Below are 15,867 nucleotides of genomic sequence, written 5' to 3'. Positions count from 1 at the left end.
GACTGAACATCAACAACCAGCGAGGGGGTCAACATTCGGCCGGAACAGAGGGGTCAAAGTTCGGCCGGCGTTGACAGGCGCAGCCTTGACCACATCGAGGACGTGAACATCCACAACCCGATGATGACAGCAACGAGTGCCAGCATCGGCACCGGACCGTGAGGAACGGGCGCGGGCACTGGCAGGCGTAGGGCCAGCGACGGAAGCTGGGTCCGAACCGTCCCGGACGGCCTCGCCGAGGCTACAGATCAGAAGGGTTCGGCGGCCCTGGCAACCGCGCCTGCGGACTGCCCTGCGGGCGGCCTCCGGCCGTCTTCGGGCGCCCGCAGCGCGTCCTTCGAGAGTCAGCGGATCGTCAGCGAACGCCGCACCGCGCAGTCACTCTCGATCATGCTCGACGGCACGACCGGTGCGTCTGACCACGCGGTACGGCACTTGATCACACTCACCGCTACGTCAGGTCACTTTCCCCCCGACGGGGGCCGTCCCTTTCCCGGAAGCGCTCCCGACCAGGTGGAAGCACTTCTCCGACGTCGGTCGGCCGGGGCGCCGGGCGGAAAGTCAGCGAACGTCAGCCGGACCCGGTCGACGTAGTCGTCCGGGGTGTGCGTATAACGATTGAGCGTCGTTGACGCCTTCTCGTGCCCCACCACCCGCCGCACAACGTTGACCGGCACCCCGTCCGTCACCAGCCACGTGATGTACGAGTGCCGCCGCCGCAGCGCGTTGGCTACCAGTCACGCCACCGATCAGTAATCCCCCATGGCTGTAGGCCGTGTCTGGCGGCCAGTGCTGGTACGTCGACGCCAGCGCTCGTGAGTGCCTCGTCGATGTACCCGCAGAGATCCTCACGCCCATCGGTGTCATAGGTGGGGCTCGCCGGATCCTCGTTGACCGCGTTGAGAGCGAGGACGACTTGCTGCACCACAGCGAGGACGACGGCATCAGACTCTGGATCGATCTGCACCAGTCGCCGCTCGAAGTCGGACAACGCTGCATCTGTCGCCGTAATTAGCGGCCTTGGGAAGTCGGACAAGGCCCAGGCCTCCTCTGGCTCCTGCAAAGTTCCCGCTTGGAGTTGGGCGGTCTGCTCCTCGACATAGCGCAGCCACCGGGCTGTCGGTCGCTCAGGCATGACGAGAGCGTGACAGAGCCATACGACGGAGTCCGGGCACCGATTGCGAGGGCACTTCGCCACCGTCGTGGTTCGGGCAATCGCTGTCGCACCGCTGCGCAGCCGTGCCGGACACGTGTCAGTAGCCGGTATCTCAGACGGTCCGCAGCGGTCATGATCGGGCAGCACGACACCGCAGCCCACTGTGGGAACGCCGTGGCTCCGCATGGTCCGCAACACGGCGGCGGCCAGGAGGTCGTCGCATGTGTACGGGCCGAGGCTCGCAGGGTCCACCAGCTCATAGTGGCAGGACCGGTTGGTTGACCTACGCAGGCAGCGCGTCATCCGGAAGCCAGCGGATCGTCAGCGAACGCCGTACCGCGTGGCAGCGCCGGCCGCTTCCTTTACTCCCGTCTCGGCAACGTATCCGGGAGATCGGACCGCTGGTCCGATCCAGCCCCTGACGGTGGCGGCCACCGCGGCCCGTGGCGGTTTGACCGGGACCAGGTGGCGGCCCTTCGACCAGACCAGCAGCATTCCTTCAGTGGTGCTGATCCTGGTGGTGACCATGGTGATTCGTTGGCCCTTCTGATCCCAGGTGTGCCACAACGCCCACCCCTGCGGCCGGGCCTCAACGCCCAGCCGTTCGCAGACGTCGATGTACTCCTGCTCGCTCATGATGGTCGTGGGACGGACCAGGAGGGCCCCGGCCAGGCCGACGAGCGGGGCGTCCGGATCGACGCAGCCGTCATGCTCGAAGTGGTGGTCCTGGAGTTGGCGTCCCAGCGCGTTGACGGCGCGCTGCAAGGGCGTCGCATCGTCAGGATCGGGATCAAAGCTGAGCCAGCCCTCGTCCAGTGCCCGATTGACGACGTCGTTGGCAAGGAGCTCTATCTCGCGGAGGTACTCCGCCTCACTGGGGTCGATATCCGGCACCAGCTCACACTGCCAGGCCTTCCCACGGTCGTCCTTCGCATTACACGAACAGGCGGAGTGTCACGCCCGTCCTGTCAGGCAACTCTCGGCCTAGGCGGGTTGTTCCACGTTCGGCCGGGTCCGCTCCGCCCACCGCACCACGTACGGCATTACGAGGCCCGCCAGGATGAATACCCCGCCGAGCACAAGCCAGCCAGGCACTCCCCAGGTGATGCAGAATAGCGCCAGTACGGTGGGAGCCACCATGTTCGCCAGGCCGGCTCCGAACCCGAACAGCCCCATGTACTGCCCCTGGGCATGGGCGGGGGCGAGGTTGAATCGCAGTTCCAGCGAGCCCGCCGTGTGCCAGAGTTCACCGATCGTATGGACGAAGATGCCAGCGACGATGCCGGTGAGCGCAAGCCACGAGGGAAGTCCTGCCGCTGCGGCGATCAGGGCCATGCCGATGAAGAACGCCACTCCGGAACGGCGTATGGCTTTCCCGGCGGCGGCGCTGTCATCGACCCCTCGGCTGGCCTTGACCTGGAGCAGTACCACCAGGGCGGTATTTGTCAGCGCTGCTGCGCCAACCAGCCACCGAGGTGCGGTGGTGTACCCGATGATCCAGAGTGGCAGGGCGAAGAGCAGGACCTGGTGGTGAATGGACAGGATGCCGTCGAGCACGGTTATGGCGACGTATCCTCGGTCCTTCAACACCTCCCAGCGGTTGGCCGTCGGCAGTGCGGGCACGGGCGGTAGCGGCGGCAGCGTGGCGATGATGGCGGCACTGGCCACGAAGCTGAGCGCATTGGCCAGCACCAGGGTCAGGTAGGCCGGACGCGTGTCAAGTTGCACGGCGAAGCCGGCAGCCACGGCGGCGCAGCTCCCCGCGAGATTGGCGACCGAGCGTAGGTATGCGCGGTAGCTGGTGAGGTGCGCACCGCCGATCCCGCGAACCAACGGACCGCGCGCCGCTCCGCCCGCTGAACGGGCAAGTTCCCCGATGCACAGCGCCACCAGGACCAGCCAGAACGACTGAACCAGTACCAGCGCCGCCATCGCCACACCCTGAACGACGAGCATCGACAGGTAGACCCCTCGCGGCCCTCGCCGGTCAGCCAGATGCCCCACTGGCACGCCAGCGAAAAGGCCAATGCCAGCCGCGAGGCCCATTCCCAGGCCGACCTGGGTCAATGGGAGCCCGACGACCCGAGTGAAGTAGAGCGCGGCGCTGACCATGAAGACGCCGCTGCCAAGCATGTTGACGAACGTCGCCAACGCGAGAATCTGCTGAGGACGGGTTTCAGGAATCAGTCCGCGTCGGATCAGCCTCGACCGTTCTCGCCCGTCATCGTCGACCGCGTCTCGCTTGGAAAGTCTACTGGTCCGCTGATTCTGCAGAACATGCACGGAATTGGGATCCTTCTCTTTTGTTGGCTCGGTCAACCTAGCGAGAATGCCCCGGAAGTCGTTATCGCTTTTTCGCCCGATTCCGAGGACTATCAGCGCGTGCTAGGTTTATTGGCGTCGGCAAGAGGGCGTGTGAGTGCCGCCCCAGGCGCTCGATGGGCGGCAGCACCCGTAGCGGCCCGAGTGAAGACCAGCAGCCTCCGTTGACCTGGCTCGGCCGCCGTATACCGCACAGAAACGAGACCCTCGCCTGCCCGGTGTGGCGCTATTCGAGGCTGGCCAACTCTTCCCCGGGACAGGCGAAGCGCCCCGGCGGTGACGGTGTCGACCAGGCGATCCGGGTTGCCCGTACCCGCATGGCCGAAGCGAAAGGTGGTCCACCCGGGCCATAGCAGATCGACTCGTCCGGCGGGCGTTGTCCACAGGGCGCGCGGTTGTCCACAGGCTGTGGGGACGGGGCGGCGTTCGGGGTGGCGTCGGAGCAGGGTCTCGGGTCAGCAACCCCGAGCCCGACCGCTGGAGGCCGCGATGCCACCCCGTACCTCCGTCCCGCCGCACCGGCCCCGGCCGCTGCTCGTCACCTCGGACGGCGACCTGCTCGACGACCTGCTGCGGCTCGCCGCGGCGGGCGGAGTCGAGGTGGAACTCGCCGCCGACCCCGCCGCGGCCCGCACCCGCTGGCTGCCGGCCCCGCTCGTGCTGGTCGGCGCCGACCAGGCCCAGCCCTGCCTGCGGGCGCGGTTGCCGCAGCGGCCCCGGATGGTGCTGGTCGGGCGGGCCGGGGAGCTCGATCCCGGCTGGCAGGTCGCCGAGCTGATCGGCGCGGAGCACGTGGCGACGCTGCCCGCCGCCGAGCCCTGGCTGGTCGACCGGTTCGCCGAGTGCGGGCCGGAGGGCGTCGAGCGGGGCGGCGCCCGGATCGTCGCGGTCCTGGGCGGGCGGGGCGGCGCCGGGGCGAGCATCCTGGCGGGCGGGCTCGCCGTCACCGGCGCCCGGGCCCGGCTGCGCACCCTGCTCGTCGACGCCGACCCGCTCGGCGGCGGGCTCGATCTGGTGCTCGGCTGGGAGCAGTTGGAAGGGCTGCGCTGGCCCGCGCTGACCGGCGCCGACGGCCGGGTGGACGCGCCGGCGCTGGTACGGGCCCTGCCGAGCCGGGGCGACCTGGTGGTGCTCTCCTGGGACCGGGGCGACCTGCTCGCCCTCCCCGCCCAGGCGATGGCGGCGACCGTCGACGCCGCCCGGCGGGGCCGGGACCTCGTGGTGGTCGATCTGCCCCGGCAGTTGGACGACGCGGCCGTGACCGCGCTGCAGGCGGCGGACCAGGTCTACGTGGTGGTCCCGGCCGAGCTGCGGGCCACCGCCGCGGCGGCCCGGGTGGTGGCCGCCGCCGCCCCGCACTGCACCGCGATGTCGGTGATCGTGCGCGGTCCGGCACCGGGCCGCCTGGGAGCGGCGGAGGTGGCCCGGGCGCTCGGGCTGCCGCTGGCCGGCACGCTGCGCCCGGAACCGGCGCTGGCTCGCGGGTTGGAGCGGGGCGAGGCGCCGGCCGCGCACGGCCGAGGCCCGCTGGCGGCGCTCTGCCAGCGGATCGTCGCCGAACTGACCGGCGCACCGGCGGCGGGTGCGGCATGACCGGGCCGTCCGAGGGCGACAGCCTCGCCGCCCGGGTGCGACAGCGCATGGCCGCCGCGGCGACGCCGGTCACCGCCGCCGCGATCGTTTCCGCCGTACGGGCGGAGCCCACCGCCGCCGTCCTCGGCGACACCGCCGTGCTGCGGATGGCCGACCAGGTGCACGACGATCTGGTGGGAGCCGGTCCGCTCGCCCCGTTGCTGGCCGATCCGGAGGTCACCGACGTGCTGGTCAACGGCGTCCGGGTCTGGGTCGACCGGGGGCGGGGCCTGCATCAGGTCGCGGTGCCGATCGGCACGGTGGACGACGTACGCCGGCTCGCGCAGCGGCTCGCCGCCAGCGCCGGTCGGCGGCTCGACGACGGTTCCCCGTACGCGGACGCCCGGCTTCCCGACGGCACCCGGCTGCACGCCGTGCTGCCGCCGGTGGCGACCGACGGGCCCTACCTGTCCCTGCGGACCTTCCGGCAGCGACCCTTCACCCTCGACGAGCTGGTGAGCCGGGGGACGGTTCCCCGACCGGTGGCGCCGGTGCTCTCCGCCGTGGTGGCGGCCCGGCTGGCGTACCTGGTGACCGGTGGCACCGGCTCCGGCAAGACGACGCTGCTCAACACGCTGCTCGGACTGGTCCCCGCCACCGAACGGATCGTGCTGGTGGAGGACGCGGCCGAGCTGCATCCCCGGCACCCGCACGTCGTCGGGTTGCAGGCGAGGACGGCCAACGTGGAGGGCTCCGGCGCGGTCGGGCTGACCGACCTCGTGCGGCAGGCCCTGCGGATGCGGCCCGACCGACTGGTGGTCGGCGAGTGCCGGGGCGGGGAGGTGGTCGACCTGCTCGCTGCCCTGAACACCGGCCACGACGGCGGAGCCGGCACCCTGCACGCCAACGCTCCGTCGGACGTGCCGGCGCGGCTGGAGGCGCTCGGGATGCTCGGCGGGCTGCCCCGTCCCGCGCTCCACGCCCAGGTGGCCGCCGCACTCCAGGTACTGCTCCAGGTGCGCCGGAACACCGAGGGGCGCGTACTGGAATCGGTCTGCCTGCTCCTGCCGGAGGGCCCGGACCGGCTGGTCACGGCAGTTCCCGCCTGGGTACGCGGGCGAGGGCCGGACCGCGCCGCCCGGGCGCTCGCCGACCTGCTGCGGGAGCGGGCCGTACCGGTTCCGCCGGTCCTGACCGAGCCGTGGCCCGGATCGGCGGGCCCGAGGTGACCGCCCCGTACGCGCTGGTGGCGCTGCTCTCGGTCCTGGTGACGGCGGTGCTGGTGGCGGGGGCGGTGCGTGGTGGCCGGATGCGGCGGGGCGTGCTGGCCGCCGGCGTCGGCGGGAGCGCGCGTGCAGGCGGGGAGGACCCGCTCGTCGCCTGGGTCACCGAGCTGCGCCAGACACCCGGTCGGGAGGTGGACGGTACGGCGGCGCGCACCGGCGAGGGTGTTCCTCGCCCGCCGGCCGTCGGTCGCCGCGACCCGTGCGACGAGTCCCGGGTTCGCCTCCGGCAGTCGCCGGCAGGCCCGGACGTCCCGGCCAGCGGCGCTCCCGGAAGTGGGCGCGAGCCGGAGGCCTCGGCCACCGACCTTGACCTGCGCCTTGACGACCACCCGAGCGCCGACGCGTTCGGCGGTAGTCGGTGGGCGTCGCGGGACGTGGCCGACCGGTCGCCCTGGCCCTGGCCGGCCGGAGACGACCGTGGCCCGGGGCGAGGAGGGGATGGCGGTCCTCGGCTGACGCGACCCGCGGGCCCGACCCGACCCGTGCGCCACCTCGACCACCGGGACACGCCGCGCGGTGGCGGAGACCCCGGACGGCTCCGGCCACCCGGTCGGCGGGACGCCCGGCGACCCGGCGGAACACCCGCCCCGGCGGCTACCCCGCCGCGCGGTCCCGGTGCGATGACCGATCCGCCCGGCGAGGGCCGGCGACCGGGGTGGCTCCGGCCGGACGCGCTGGCGGCGTCCCCCAGGCGCACCCTGTTGCTCGCCGCGTCGGCCGGCACCGGAGCCGGGCTGCTGCTGGCCGGTCCGGTCGCGGCGGTGGCCGTCGGCGCCTACGGCACGCTGGCCGCTCGCGCGCTGCTCCGACGCAAGGACGGCCGGAACGCCGTCCGGGCCCGGCGGCGCCGGCTGGATCAGCTCTGCGGGCTGGCCGCGGACCTCCGGGCCGGCCTGCCGGTACCGGTCGCCGCCGAGCGGCTCACCCCTGGCCCGGCGGGAACCGATCGCGGATCCCCGGGCGGCGACGCGGCGGCCCGCGACGAGCGGGGCGGGGCACGACGCCTGGATCGACTGGCCTGCGCAGCCGTACGCCTCGCCGACCAGACGGGCGCGCCGCTGGCGGAGTTGCTGGAGCGGATCGAGGCGGACGCCCGCTCGACCGACCGTGGACTGGCTGCGGCGGAGGCCCAGGCGGCCGGGGCGCGGGCCACCGCTCTGCTGCTCGCCGCCCTGCCGCTCGGCGGTATCGGGCTCGGCTACGGCATCGGCGTCGATCCGGTGGCGGTGCTGCTGCACACCCCCGTCGGAGGTGCGTGCGCGGTCGTCGCCATCGCGCTCCAGGTCGCGGGACTGTTCTGGGCCGAGCGGCTCGGCGCGTCGCCGGGACGGGTGCGCTGATGCCCCGGATGGCGCTGGCAGTGGGCTTCGTGTCGGCGGCGGTCCTGCTCGCCGCGATGCTCGCGGCGGGGCGGCGGCCCCTGCGCCGGCTGCGCGCGCTGCGTCGGGCGCCGGTCGGCGTGCACCCGGCCGCCTCGCTCCGCCGACCGGTCGGTCCCGACGACGACCCGACCGGTGACGTCCCGACCGGTGACGTCCCGCCTCGGCGGCGGCCGGACGCCATCCGCGTCGCCGCCGGTCTGGCCGGCGTGGCCGTGGCCGTCATCGTCGGCGGCTGGCCCGGGGTGGTGGCGGCCGTGCCGACGACGCTGCTGCTCGACCGGCTGCTTCGTCGGATCGAGCCCCCGGCCGTGCGGAACCGGCGGCTGCGCGAGGCGGCCGATCTTCCGCTCGCCGCCGACCTGCTGGCGGCGGCCATGCGGGCGGGAGCGCCCGTGGACAGGTCGATATTGGCCGTGGCCGGGGCGCTCGACGGGCCGCTCGCCGACCGGCTCGCCCGGGTCGGCCGGTTGCTGCGACTCGGCGGTGGCCCCGAGGAGGCGTGGGCTCCGCTCGCGGCGGTGCCGGGGGCCGAGCGGCTGACCGCCGCCGTGCTTCGCAGCGCGAACAGCGGAGCCGCGCTGGCCGGCGCGCTGACCCGGCTCGCCGACGACCTCCGCGCCGACCGCTCCACGGCCGCGGAGGCGGCCGCCCGCCGCGCCGGCGTGCTCATCGTCCTGCCGTTGGGGCTCTGCTTCCTGCCGGCCTTCATTCTCGCCGGCCTGGTGCCGGTGATCGTCGCCGTCCTCGGTGACGTGCTCTGACCATCGTCGAGAAAGGACAGGAACGTGCGCAAACTGCTCGCCCGCCTGCGCGGGGACGCCGGAATGAACACCGCCGAGTACGCCGTCGGCACCCTCGCCGCGGTCGCCTTCGCCGGGATCCTGCTGAAGGTGCTGACCTCCGGCAACGTGCAGTCCGCGTTGACCGCCGTCATCGACCGGGCGCTCAAGTGACCGGGCGCCGGCCGGCCGGCCGTGACCGGGGTTCCTTCACCGCCGAACTGGCGGCCGGCCTGCCGGCGCTCCTGCTGCTCCTGCTCGCCGGGCTGTCGGCGGTCAACGCCGTCGGTACGAGGGCGGGTTGCCTGCACGCGGCCCGGGAGGCGGCACTGGCTGCCTCCCGGGGCGCCGACGGGGCGGCCGCTGCCAGCGGGGCGGCGCCGCCGGGAGCGGAGGTGACCGTCATCGTCGACGGTCAGCGGGTCGTCGCCACCGTCCGGGCGCCCGTACGCGCGCTCGGCTCCCGACTGCCCCGGATCGCCGTGACCGCCACGGCGGTCGCGGCCCTCGAACCCGGGGTCGCGGGAGCTGCCATACCTGCCCCGGGTGCCCCGGCGGGTGGACGGTGAGCGGGCGCCGGTGCTTCGGAGACCGGTCGGCCCGAGGCTCGGGCGGCAGCGCGGGGGAGCGTGGTGGGGCGACCGTCTGTCTGCTCGCGGTGGGGCTGGTGTTCGTCCTGGTCGGGTCGCTCGGTGCCGCCGTCGGCGCGGCCCGGGTCGCCCGGCAACAGGCCCGGGTGGCGGCGGATTTCGCCGCGCTGGCCGGTGCGGGCCGCGGGCTGTGGGGCGAGGCGGGCGCCTGCGGGCGGGCGGCCGACATCGCCGCCGCCAACGGTGGCCGGCTGCTCGCCTGTCGGCTCGACGGTCTCGATGTCCTGGTGACCGTGGAGGTTGCCGTCAAACCACTGTCGAGGGTGGCGCGGGTGGCGACGGCCAGTGCCCGTGCCGGCCCGGTGCGCGGCTGAACCCCTGCTGCGTATCAGGCCCAGGCCGCCGGGCTGGGCAGAGCGGAGGCTTACCGTCCCGGCAGCCGAGCTTCGTTGATCGTGGATGCCAAGGGGGCGGCAACGGCACGACGGGCGATCTTCGTACGACCAGCGGGGTTGGTGATCAACCCGCCAACCGGAGGGACGGTCGCACAGACGGCACGGAAATTGGCTCTCACCTGCCTCGGGATGGCCCCTACCTCACTCGCTGGCTCGTGCGGAGGGGTGTCGTTCGGGGTGGACGTCGCTCGCCATGCTGGGAACAGGAAGCTCAGCTCCGACCGCACCGCTGGAGGAGGCTCCATGAGAAAGCCGGTCAGGACCGCTGGGATCCTTTTCGGGCTGGGTGCCGGCGTCGCCGTCGGCTCGTCCCTCGGCGCGGACGCCGCCTGGCCCGGCGTCGCGGTCGCCGTGCTCGGTGTCGGCCTGTCCCTGGTCGGCACAGCGGGACCCGCTCCAACGGGGGACAACCTGGTCGACCCTGACGGGGACGCCTGGTTGACCACTTCCATGACGGCCGCGGAGAGAGCGGCTGCCGCGGAGCAACGGTGGCAGGATCAGACGCGGCCCACGCTCAGTGGTCTCGGCAACCGGGTGGAACAGATTCTCAGGCTCGCAGAGAAACAGGGGGAAGACCACCGCAACGCGGCGCGGCGTGAGTCCGAGGAACTCGTCGACACCGCGCGGCGGGAGGCGGAGACGATCGTGAACCGGGCGCGCGAAGAGGCGGCCCGGATCGCTGGCGCCGAGGGCGGGTAGCGCGGCGGCGAGGGCGGGTAGCGCGGCGGCGAGTGTTTCAGGCCCGGGTGGGCGGCGTCCCGCTGCGCCCGCGACCCCGGCGCAGCAGCCGGGCGGCGATCACGGGCAGCAGGTTCAGCACGACAATGAGCGCGACCACCAACGAGACGATCTGGCCGGTGGCGAGCCCGTGCAGCGCCAGCACCAGCCAGGCGCAGGCGCCGGTGAGCAGCGCCTGGGCCGCCACGCGCAGCAGAACCCGCTGAATTGGCTGTGCCGTGCCGTCCGGGCCGGGCTTGGGGTCGCGCTGCCAGATCGTGCTGACCGACGCCGCGATCGCGATCAGCAGGGCGATGTCCAGCGCCCAGATCGCTGCCGTACCGACGCCAGCGTCGTTGGTCTGCGAAGGCACGGCGACTGTCGCGGCCACAAACACGACGAGGGTCGGCGGCCAGGTGAAAAGGAAGGCCCATACCGCTGTCGTGATCGGGTTCCGGTTCGGGTTCGGCAGGCCTGGCGGTGACTGCACCTGTTGCGTGATGCCGTCGATCACGTCGTCGGAGGCTCGCACCAACTGACGAGCCGAACGAGTGTCGGGCATCGGATCTGACATGCGAGCAAGCCTAATAACCTCTCGCTATGCCGGGCTCGGGCCGTGCCCGGGCCGGGTGCCGGAAGTCGACACCTCGGCCCGGACGGATCAGCGTCCCTGGAGTGCGTCGAGGGCGATGGCCATCGCGATCACGAGGCGGCGGTCGACCTGCGGCTGGTGGATCTGGACGATGTACCGGTCGCGCAGGCCCCACTTCTTGATGACGGAGAAGACCGGCTGACCGCCAGCGACGAAGTCGAAGTGGTAGGGCAGCCAGGACAGCGAGTCGACGAACCGGCGGAGCAGGGCCACCGGCATGCTGCGTTCCTGGCCGGTGACCTGCGGCAGGCCGGGCTGCTCGACGTGCCAGGTGGACCGCAGCAGGGACTGGGCGAAGTCCTTGCGGAACAGGCCGATCGGGCTGCCGGCGTGGTCGGTCACGTCGTACGTGGCGCCGAGGTCGAGACGCTGGCGGGCCTTGAAGCCGAGCAGGGGCTGCTGCTTCGAGTCGTCGGTGTAGATCGTCACCTGCTCCTTGAAGGCGAGCCGCTTCTGCTGGGCGAACGCCAGCAGCCCACCTTCCGAGCCGTCCGGTGCGACGGAGTGCACCTCGTACTGGTTGACCATCATCCGGATTCGCTGCCGGATGTGGAACTGCTGCTGGGCCTGCAAGTTGTCGGGCTGCATGGGTTCTCCTTCGAGGGGTCGCCGGAGTGTCGCACAGCTTCAACCGCGCTGCCGCCCACAGGTCACGCGGCCCCACCCGCAGCCCGCCCGGCTCCGCCACTCGCAACCCGGTCAGTCACGCACCGGCACCGCAACCCGGTCAGTCAGGCACCGGCACCCGGTCAGTCACGCACCGGCACCGCAACCCGGCCAGCCACGCACCGGCAGCCGCAACGGTCGGCCCGCGTGCACCGGTCTCAGCGCCCGCCGTCGACGGTCGCCTTCAGCGCCCACGCGTTGAGGACCTGGTGGATGCTGCGCAGCCGCTCGTTGATCTGCTCCAGGCGCTCGGCCTGCGCCAGCCCGGCGAGCGCGGAGCCCAGGGCGATCTGCTGGTCGAGGGTGAGTTTCTCCTGGTCGATCGTGTAGAGCAGGTCGACGGTCTCGGCGATGGTGTCGGCCACGACTCCTCCTTCGGGCGGGAAGGGCAGCTGGGGATCCGCGAGCTTGCATGGAAGCGCTCCCACACCCTTGATGCCCGGGGGGAAGAGGTTCTATGCCTGCTTCCCGCGACCCGGGACGGGGGCGTCCCCGGCAGGCGGTTCCGCCACCACCGGGGAGCGGAAGCCGCCCGAGCCCTCGGGGCCGCCGGTGGCGGCATCGTCCGCAGCGGCGCGTTCCCCCGGAATGGGAAAGTGGGAGGGGCCGTCGGACTGGCGGGGTGCCGGCACCGCGTCGGGCAGATTGGTGAGCACCACGTCCAGCACCTTGACGGCGTCCGGCTTGGAGAGCGGGTTGTTGCCGTTGCCGCACTTCGGGGACTGCACGCAGGACGGGCAGCCCGCCTCGCAGCCGCACTCCGCGATCGCGTCGCGGGTGGCCCGCAGCCAGGCTGCCGCCGTCCCGTACGCGCGCTCGGCGAAGCCCGCCCCACCCGGGTGCCCGTCGTAGACGAAGACCGTCGGGGCCTCGGTGTCCGGGTGCGCCGCCGTCGACAGTCCGCCGATGTCCCAGCGGTCGCAGGTCGCGGTGAGCGGCAGCAGGCCGATCGCGGCGTGCTCGGCGGCGTGCAGCGCGCCCGGCACGTCGGCGGGCTCCACGTCGGCGGCCGCCAGGGACTGCGGCGACAGGGTGAACCAGACCGCGACGGTACGCAGTTCCCGGGCCGGCAGGTCCAGCGGGCGGGTGTCGATGACCTCGCCGGTGGCGATCCGTCGCCGCTGGTACGACACCACCTGGCTGGTCACGTCGACCTCGCCGAGGAAGAGCCCGACGGGGCCGGCGTCCACGTACGAGCGGACCGACACCACCGACAGCGAGGTGACGTCGCGGGCGTGGGTGGACCAGTCCGGCTCCTCGGGGTGCACCAGCGCGCACCCGTCGGCCAGGTCGAGCGAGTCGACCACGTACGAGACGCCCTGGTGCAGGTAGACCGCGCCGGGGTGGAGCAGGAAGTGCGACGAGCCGCCGTCGACGGTGCCGAGCAGTCGCCCGGTCGCCGCCTCCACCACGCAGACCGGTGCGCCGCCCTCGCCGCGCAGGTCCACCTCCGGCCGCTCCCGGTGCCGCCAGTACCAGCCGGTCGGCCGCTGCCGCAGCGCCCCCGCCGCCACCAGTTGGTCCACCGCCTCCTTCGCCCCGTCGCCGAAGAGTGCCAGGTCGTCGGGGGTCAGTGGCGCCTCGGCCGCGGCGCAGGCGAGCTGCGGTGCCAGCACGTACGGGTTGGCCGGGTCGAGCACGGTCGCCTCCACCGGCCGCCCGAACACCGCCTCGGGATGGTGCACGAGATAGGTGTCGAGCGGGTCGTCCCGGGCGACCAGCACGGCGAGCGCCTCCTGCCCGGAGCGCCCCGCCCGGCCGGCCTGCTGCCACAGGGAGGCGCGGGTGCCCGGGTAGCCGCAGATCAGCACCGCGTCGAGGCCGACCAGGTCGACGCCCAGCTCCAGCGCGTTGGTCGAGGCCAGCCCGAGCAGGTCGCCGTGCAGCAGCGCCCGCTCCAGTTCGCGTCGCTCCTCGCGCAGGTAGCCGGCCCGGTAGGCGGCCACCCGGTCGCCGAGCCCGGGCACCGCCTCGTCGAGGGACCGGCGGGCGTTCGCCGCCACCACCTCGGCGCCGCGCCGGGAGCGTACGAAGGCCAGCGTGCGTACCCCCTCGGCGACCGTGTCGGCGAGCAGGTCGGCCGTCTCCCGCAGCGCCGACCGGCGGACCTGGGTGAGGTCCGCCTGCTGGTCGGCGGCGGAGTCCCGTGGCAGCAGCGGCGGCTCCCAGAGCGCGAACGTCACCCCGCCGCGGGGCGAGGTGTCCTCGGTGACGGCGGTCACGGGCACCCCGGTGAGCCGGCCCGCCGCCGTCGCCGGGTCGCCGGACGTGGCCGAGGCCAGTACGAAGACGGGTGTGCTGCGGAACCGGGCGCACTGCCGCCGCAGCCGGCGCAGCACGTGCGCGACGTGCGAGCCGAAGACCCCCCGGTAGGTGTGGCACTCGTCGATGACCACGTACGTGAGCCGGCGCAGGAAACCGGACCACTGGGCGTGCCCGGGCAGGATGCCGTGGTGCAGCATGTCGGGGTTGGTCAGCACGAACCGGGAGTGCTTGCGGATCCACTCCCGTTCGGCGCGCGGGGTGTCGCCGTCGTAGCAGGCGGGGCGTACCCCCTCCAGTTCGAGCGCGGCGACGGCGCGCAACTGGTCGGCGGCGAGCGCCTTCGTCGGCGCCAGGTAGAGCACGGTGGCCCGGGGGTCGGCGAGCAGGGTGGCCAGGGCGGGAAGCTGGTAGGCCAGGGACTTGCCGGACGCGGTGCCCGTGGCCACCACGACGTGCCGGCCGTCGTACGCCAGGGTGGCCGCCTCCGCCTGGTGCCGCCAGGGCGCGACCACGCCGCGTCGGGCGAACGCCGCGCGCAGTTCCTCCGGTGCCCAGTCCGGCCACGGGGCGGGCTCGCCGGCCCGTGCCGGCACCCGCTCGACGTGGGTGACCGGGTCGGCGCCGGCGCGGGCGCGCAGCCGACCCAGCAGGTCGGCCGGCGCCGGGTGCGTCGGGCCGGAGCGGTCGGACGACGGCTTCAGGTCGTGGCGCGGCGCTGGATGCGCCGAGCTGGGGCCGTCGGTGGTCACGTCCTGCACTCTCGCACTGGTGTTCGGAGATGGAAAGCGGGGGGCCGGGGTAAGGGGAGGCTCCGCCGGTGAGCAGAGCCGGTCTCCGGCGGGGATGGTTAGATGCCCAGGAGAGTTTACGGCTCTTGCGAGGGAGGACCGATGGAGCTGTCGCTGGCGACCCGCACCGTGGGCGAGCACACGGTGCTCGAAGTCGGCGGTGAGGTGGACGTCTACACCGCGCCCCGGCTACGGGAGCGGCTCCTCGAGCTGATCGACGGTGGGGCCCGTCACGTCGTGGTCGACCTGGGTCGGGTGGACTTCCTCGACTCCACCGGGCTGGGCGTGCTGGTCGGCGCGCTCAAGCGGCTGCGCGCGGCCGGCGGCTCGTTCGCCCTGGTCTGCGACAAGGAGCCGCTGCTCAAGATCTTCCGGATCACCGCGCTCGACCAGGTCTTCCCGCTGCATCCCACGGTCGACGCGGCGGTCGGCACCGACCCGGCCGGCACCGGCGTCTGATGGCCACGGTCAAGCTCTCCTTCTCGCCGGCCCCGGTGCACGTGCGCACCGCGCGCCTGGTCGGCGTGGCGGTCGCCCGGCGGGCCGGGGTCCGCGAGGAGCTGCTGGACGAGGTACGGCTGGCCATCGGCGAGGCGTGCACCCGCGCGGTCGCCCTGCACCGCCAGTACGGCGTGTCCGAGCCCGTGCTCGTCGAGATGTCCGACACGGGCGCGTACGCGGTGCGCGTAGTCGACCGCGCGCCGATCGAGGCCGGTCTCGGCCTGGCGGCGCTCAACGCCGACCAGCTCGCCAACGAGTCGCTCGACGAGGACGACCTCACCACCGGCGTGGGCTTCGCGCTGCTGGCCGGTTTCGTCGAGGATCTCCAGGTGCGCCCGGTCGACGAGGGCGTCGGCACCGAGGTGCGGATGGTCTGGCCCGTCGGCCGGTGAGCTGATCTTCCACCGCCCTCGCTGAGGGCGTCGTACGCCGTGAGAGGCCGTGTCCCGCCGGGGCGCGGCCTCTTTGGCATGGATGGGCTCCTATATCAGATTTTTCCTCATAACACAGCGACGAAGATCATCGCGGCGCGGTGCCCCCTCGGTGTGACCTCCAACACTGTGGAGGGCTAGAGTACGCGAGTTGTCAGCAAGTGATCCATCCCGCGGCCAGCGGGAACGGTTGTTCATCGCTGGTCCGACCGGGGTGGAGTGGCGCGCGCTTGCGACTCCGCATCCAGGCGCCGGGTCGGTGCGTCTCCACCGGCCGGCGCGAGCGTTCGGTACAGGAGGACACA

General features: G+C 73.0%; 18 protein-coding genes. 10 read left to right on the top strand and 8 right to left on the bottom strand.

All coding sequences use genetic code 11. The annotated features are described in order from the left end of the window. Window positions 1-461 precede the first annotated feature (461 nt). The 4 genes from ACLQ20_RS04225 to ACLQ20_RS04210 all read right to left on the bottom strand — a co-directional run bounded on the left by ACLQ20_RS04225 (window position 462) and on the right by ACLQ20_RS04210 (window position 3,475). On the bottom strand, window positions 462-662 hold the full coding sequence (locus ACLQ20_RS04225) for a hypothetical protein (RefSeq protein ID WP_425854257.1): 201 nt from the start codon (window positions 660-662) through the stop codon (window positions 462-464). A gap of 68 nt (window positions 663-730) precedes the next feature. Beyond that, entirely contained in the window at window positions 731-1,135 is a 405-nt protein-coding gene (locus ACLQ20_RS04220; RefSeq protein ID WP_327030287.1) for a hypothetical protein, read from the bottom strand. A 342-nt stretch (window positions 1,136-1,477) separates the two neighbouring features. Beyond that, window positions 1,478-2,050 (bottom strand): hypothetical protein, encoded by a 573-nt coding sequence (locus ACLQ20_RS04215; RefSeq protein ID WP_425854222.1) that lies wholly within the window; start codon window positions 2,048-2,050, stop codon window positions 1,478-1,480. A 90-nt stretch (window positions 2,051-2,140) separates the two neighbouring features. After that, window positions 2,141-3,475 carry an MFS transporter gene (locus tag ACLQ20_RS04210; RefSeq protein WP_425854220.1) on the bottom strand — a complete coding sequence of 445 codons (1,335 nt, stop codon included), beginning with the start codon at window positions 3,473-3,475 and terminating at the stop codon, window positions 2,141-2,143. Between the two features lie 492 nt (window positions 3,476-3,967). On the opposite strand from ACLQ20_RS04210, the gene ssd reads away from it, so the two are divergent. The 8 genes from ssd to ACLQ20_RS04170 all read left to right on the top strand — a co-directional run bounded on the left by ssd (window position 3,968) and on the right by ACLQ20_RS04170 (window position 10,241). After that, entirely contained in the window at window positions 3,968-5,071 is a 1,104-nt protein-coding gene (gene ssd, locus ACLQ20_RS04205; RefSeq protein WP_425854218.1) for a septum site-determining protein Ssd, read from the top strand. Continuing rightward, window positions 5,068-6,279 (top strand): TadA family conjugal transfer-associated ATPase, encoded by a 1,212-nt coding sequence (locus tag ACLQ20_RS04200; RefSeq protein ID WP_425854217.1) that lies wholly within the window; start codon window positions 5,068-5,070, stop codon window positions 6,277-6,279. Before ssd ends, ACLQ20_RS04200 begins: the two co-directional genes overlap by 4 nt. Window positions 6,280-6,710: 431 nt before the next feature. Continuing rightward, a complete protein-coding gene (locus ACLQ20_RS04195; protein WP_425854256.1) occupies window positions 6,711-7,676 on the top strand; it encodes a hypothetical protein in 966 nt (321 codons plus the stop codon). Window positions 7,677-7,732: 56 nt separating this feature from the next. Beyond that, window positions 7,733-8,479, top strand: a complete 747-nt coding sequence (locus tag ACLQ20_RS04190) for a type II secretion system F family protein (RefSeq protein WP_425854254.1) — start codon at window positions 7,733-7,735, stop codon at window positions 8,477-8,479. A gap of 63 nt (window positions 8,480-8,542) precedes the next feature. Beyond that, a complete protein-coding gene (locus ACLQ20_RS04185) occupies window positions 8,543-8,671 on the top strand; it encodes a DUF4244 domain-containing protein (RefSeq protein WP_208418639.1) in 129 nt (42 codons plus the stop codon). Then, entirely contained in the window at window positions 8,668-9,066 is a 399-nt protein-coding gene (locus tag ACLQ20_RS04180; RefSeq protein WP_151453420.1) for a TadE family type IV pilus minor pilin, read from the top strand. Before ACLQ20_RS04185 ends, ACLQ20_RS04180 begins: the two co-directional genes overlap by 4 nt. Next, window positions 9,063-9,461, top strand: coding sequence for an Rv3654c family TadE-like protein (locus ACLQ20_RS04175; protein WP_151453421.1), 399 nt, complete (start codon window positions 9,063-9,065; stop codon window positions 9,459-9,461). Before ACLQ20_RS04180 ends, ACLQ20_RS04175 begins: the two co-directional genes overlap by 4 nt. A 324-nt stretch (window positions 9,462-9,785) precedes the next feature. Then, a complete protein-coding gene (locus ACLQ20_RS04170; protein WP_425854215.1) occupies window positions 9,786-10,241 on the top strand; it encodes a DivIVA domain-containing protein in 456 nt (151 codons plus the stop codon). 37 nt (window positions 10,242-10,278) lie between these two features. Here ACLQ20_RS04170 and ACLQ20_RS04165 read toward each other — a convergent pair whose 3' ends face one another. The 4 genes from ACLQ20_RS04165 to ACLQ20_RS04150 form a co-directional block, all read right to left on the bottom strand. Further along, a complete protein-coding gene (locus ACLQ20_RS04165) occupies window positions 10,279-10,833 on the bottom strand; it encodes a hypothetical protein (protein WP_425854214.1) in 555 nt (184 codons plus the stop codon). An 87-nt stretch (window positions 10,834-10,920) separates the two neighbouring features. After that, entirely contained in the window at window positions 10,921-11,499 is a 579-nt protein-coding gene (locus ACLQ20_RS04160; RefSeq protein WP_151453424.1) for a hypothetical protein, read from the bottom strand. 236 nt (window positions 11,500-11,735) lie between these two features. Next, complete coding sequence (locus ACLQ20_RS04155; protein WP_151453425.1) at window positions 11,736-11,942, bottom strand: hypothetical protein; 207 nt, start codon at window positions 11,940-11,942, stop codon at window positions 11,736-11,738. A gap of 90 nt (window positions 11,943-12,032) precedes the next feature. Beyond that, window positions 12,033-14,543 carry a DEAD/DEAH box helicase gene (locus ACLQ20_RS04150; RefSeq protein WP_425854253.1) on the bottom strand — a complete coding sequence of 837 codons (2,511 nt, stop codon included), beginning with the start codon at window positions 14,541-14,543 and terminating at the stop codon, window positions 12,033-12,035. Between the two features lie 189 nt (window positions 14,544-14,732). Between ACLQ20_RS04150 and ACLQ20_RS04145 the strand changes: the two genes are divergently transcribed. Both ACLQ20_RS04145 and ACLQ20_RS04140 read left to right on the top strand, forming a co-directional pair. Then, complete coding sequence (locus tag ACLQ20_RS04145; RefSeq protein ID WP_151453426.1) at window positions 14,733-15,089, top strand: STAS domain-containing protein; 357 nt, start codon at window positions 14,733-14,735, stop codon at window positions 15,087-15,089. Then, entirely contained in the window at window positions 15,089-15,523 is a 435-nt protein-coding gene (locus ACLQ20_RS04140) for an ATP-binding protein (protein WP_151453427.1), read from the top strand. Before ACLQ20_RS04145 ends, ACLQ20_RS04140 begins: the two co-directional genes overlap by 1 nt. The last annotated feature ends 344 nt before the right edge of the window (window positions 15,524-15,867 follow it).

Origin of the sequence: Micromonospora sp. DT46, assembly GCF_049841735.1 — a bacterium.
Classification (GTDB): Bacteria; Actinomycetota; Actinomycetes; order Mycobacteriales; family Micromonosporaceae; genus Micromonospora; species Micromonospora reichwaldensis.
This window is presented reverse-complemented; position numbering and strand designations above follow the sequence as displayed.

What these genes read in the sequence shown, in the direction of transcription:
- ACLQ20_RS04220 (WP_327030287.1), bottom strand. Translation starts at nt 1,135, where the DNA reads ATGCCTGAGCGACCGACAGCCCGGTGGCTGCGCTATGTCGAGGAGCAG.
- ssd (WP_425854218.1), top strand. Translation starts at nt 3,968, where the DNA reads ATGCCACCCCGTACCTCCGTCCCGCCGCACCGGCCCCGGCCGCTGCTC.
- ACLQ20_RS04200 (WP_425854217.1), top strand. Translation starts at nt 5,068, where the DNA reads ATGACCGGGCCGTCCGAGGGCGACAGCCTCGCCGCCCGGGTGCGACAG.
- ACLQ20_RS04190 (WP_425854254.1), top strand. Translation starts at nt 7,733, where the DNA reads ATGCTCGCGGCGGGGCGGCGGCCCCTGCGCCGGCTGCGCGCGCTGCGT.
- ACLQ20_RS04185 (WP_208418639.1), top strand. Translation starts at nt 8,543, where the DNA reads ATGAACACCGCCGAGTACGCCGTCGGCACCCTCGCCGCGGTCGCCTTC.
- ACLQ20_RS04170 (WP_425854215.1), top strand. Translation starts at nt 9,786, where the DNA reads ATGAGAAAGCCGGTCAGGACCGCTGGGATCCTTTTCGGGCTGGGTGCC.
- ACLQ20_RS04165 (WP_425854214.1), bottom strand. Translation starts at nt 10,833, where the DNA reads ATGTCAGATCCGATGCCCGACACTCGTTCGGCTCGTCAGTTGGTGCGA.
- ACLQ20_RS04160 (WP_151453424.1), bottom strand. Translation starts at nt 11,499, where the DNA reads ATGCAGCCCGACAACTTGCAGGCCCAGCAGCAGTTCCACATCCGGCAG.
- ACLQ20_RS04145 (WP_151453426.1), top strand. Translation starts at nt 14,733, where the DNA reads ATGGAGCTGTCGCTGGCGACCCGCACCGTGGGCGAGCACACGGTGCTC.
- ACLQ20_RS04140 (WP_151453427.1), top strand. Translation starts at nt 15,089, where the DNA reads ATGGCCACGGTCAAGCTCTCCTTCTCGCCGGCCCCGGTGCACGTGCGC.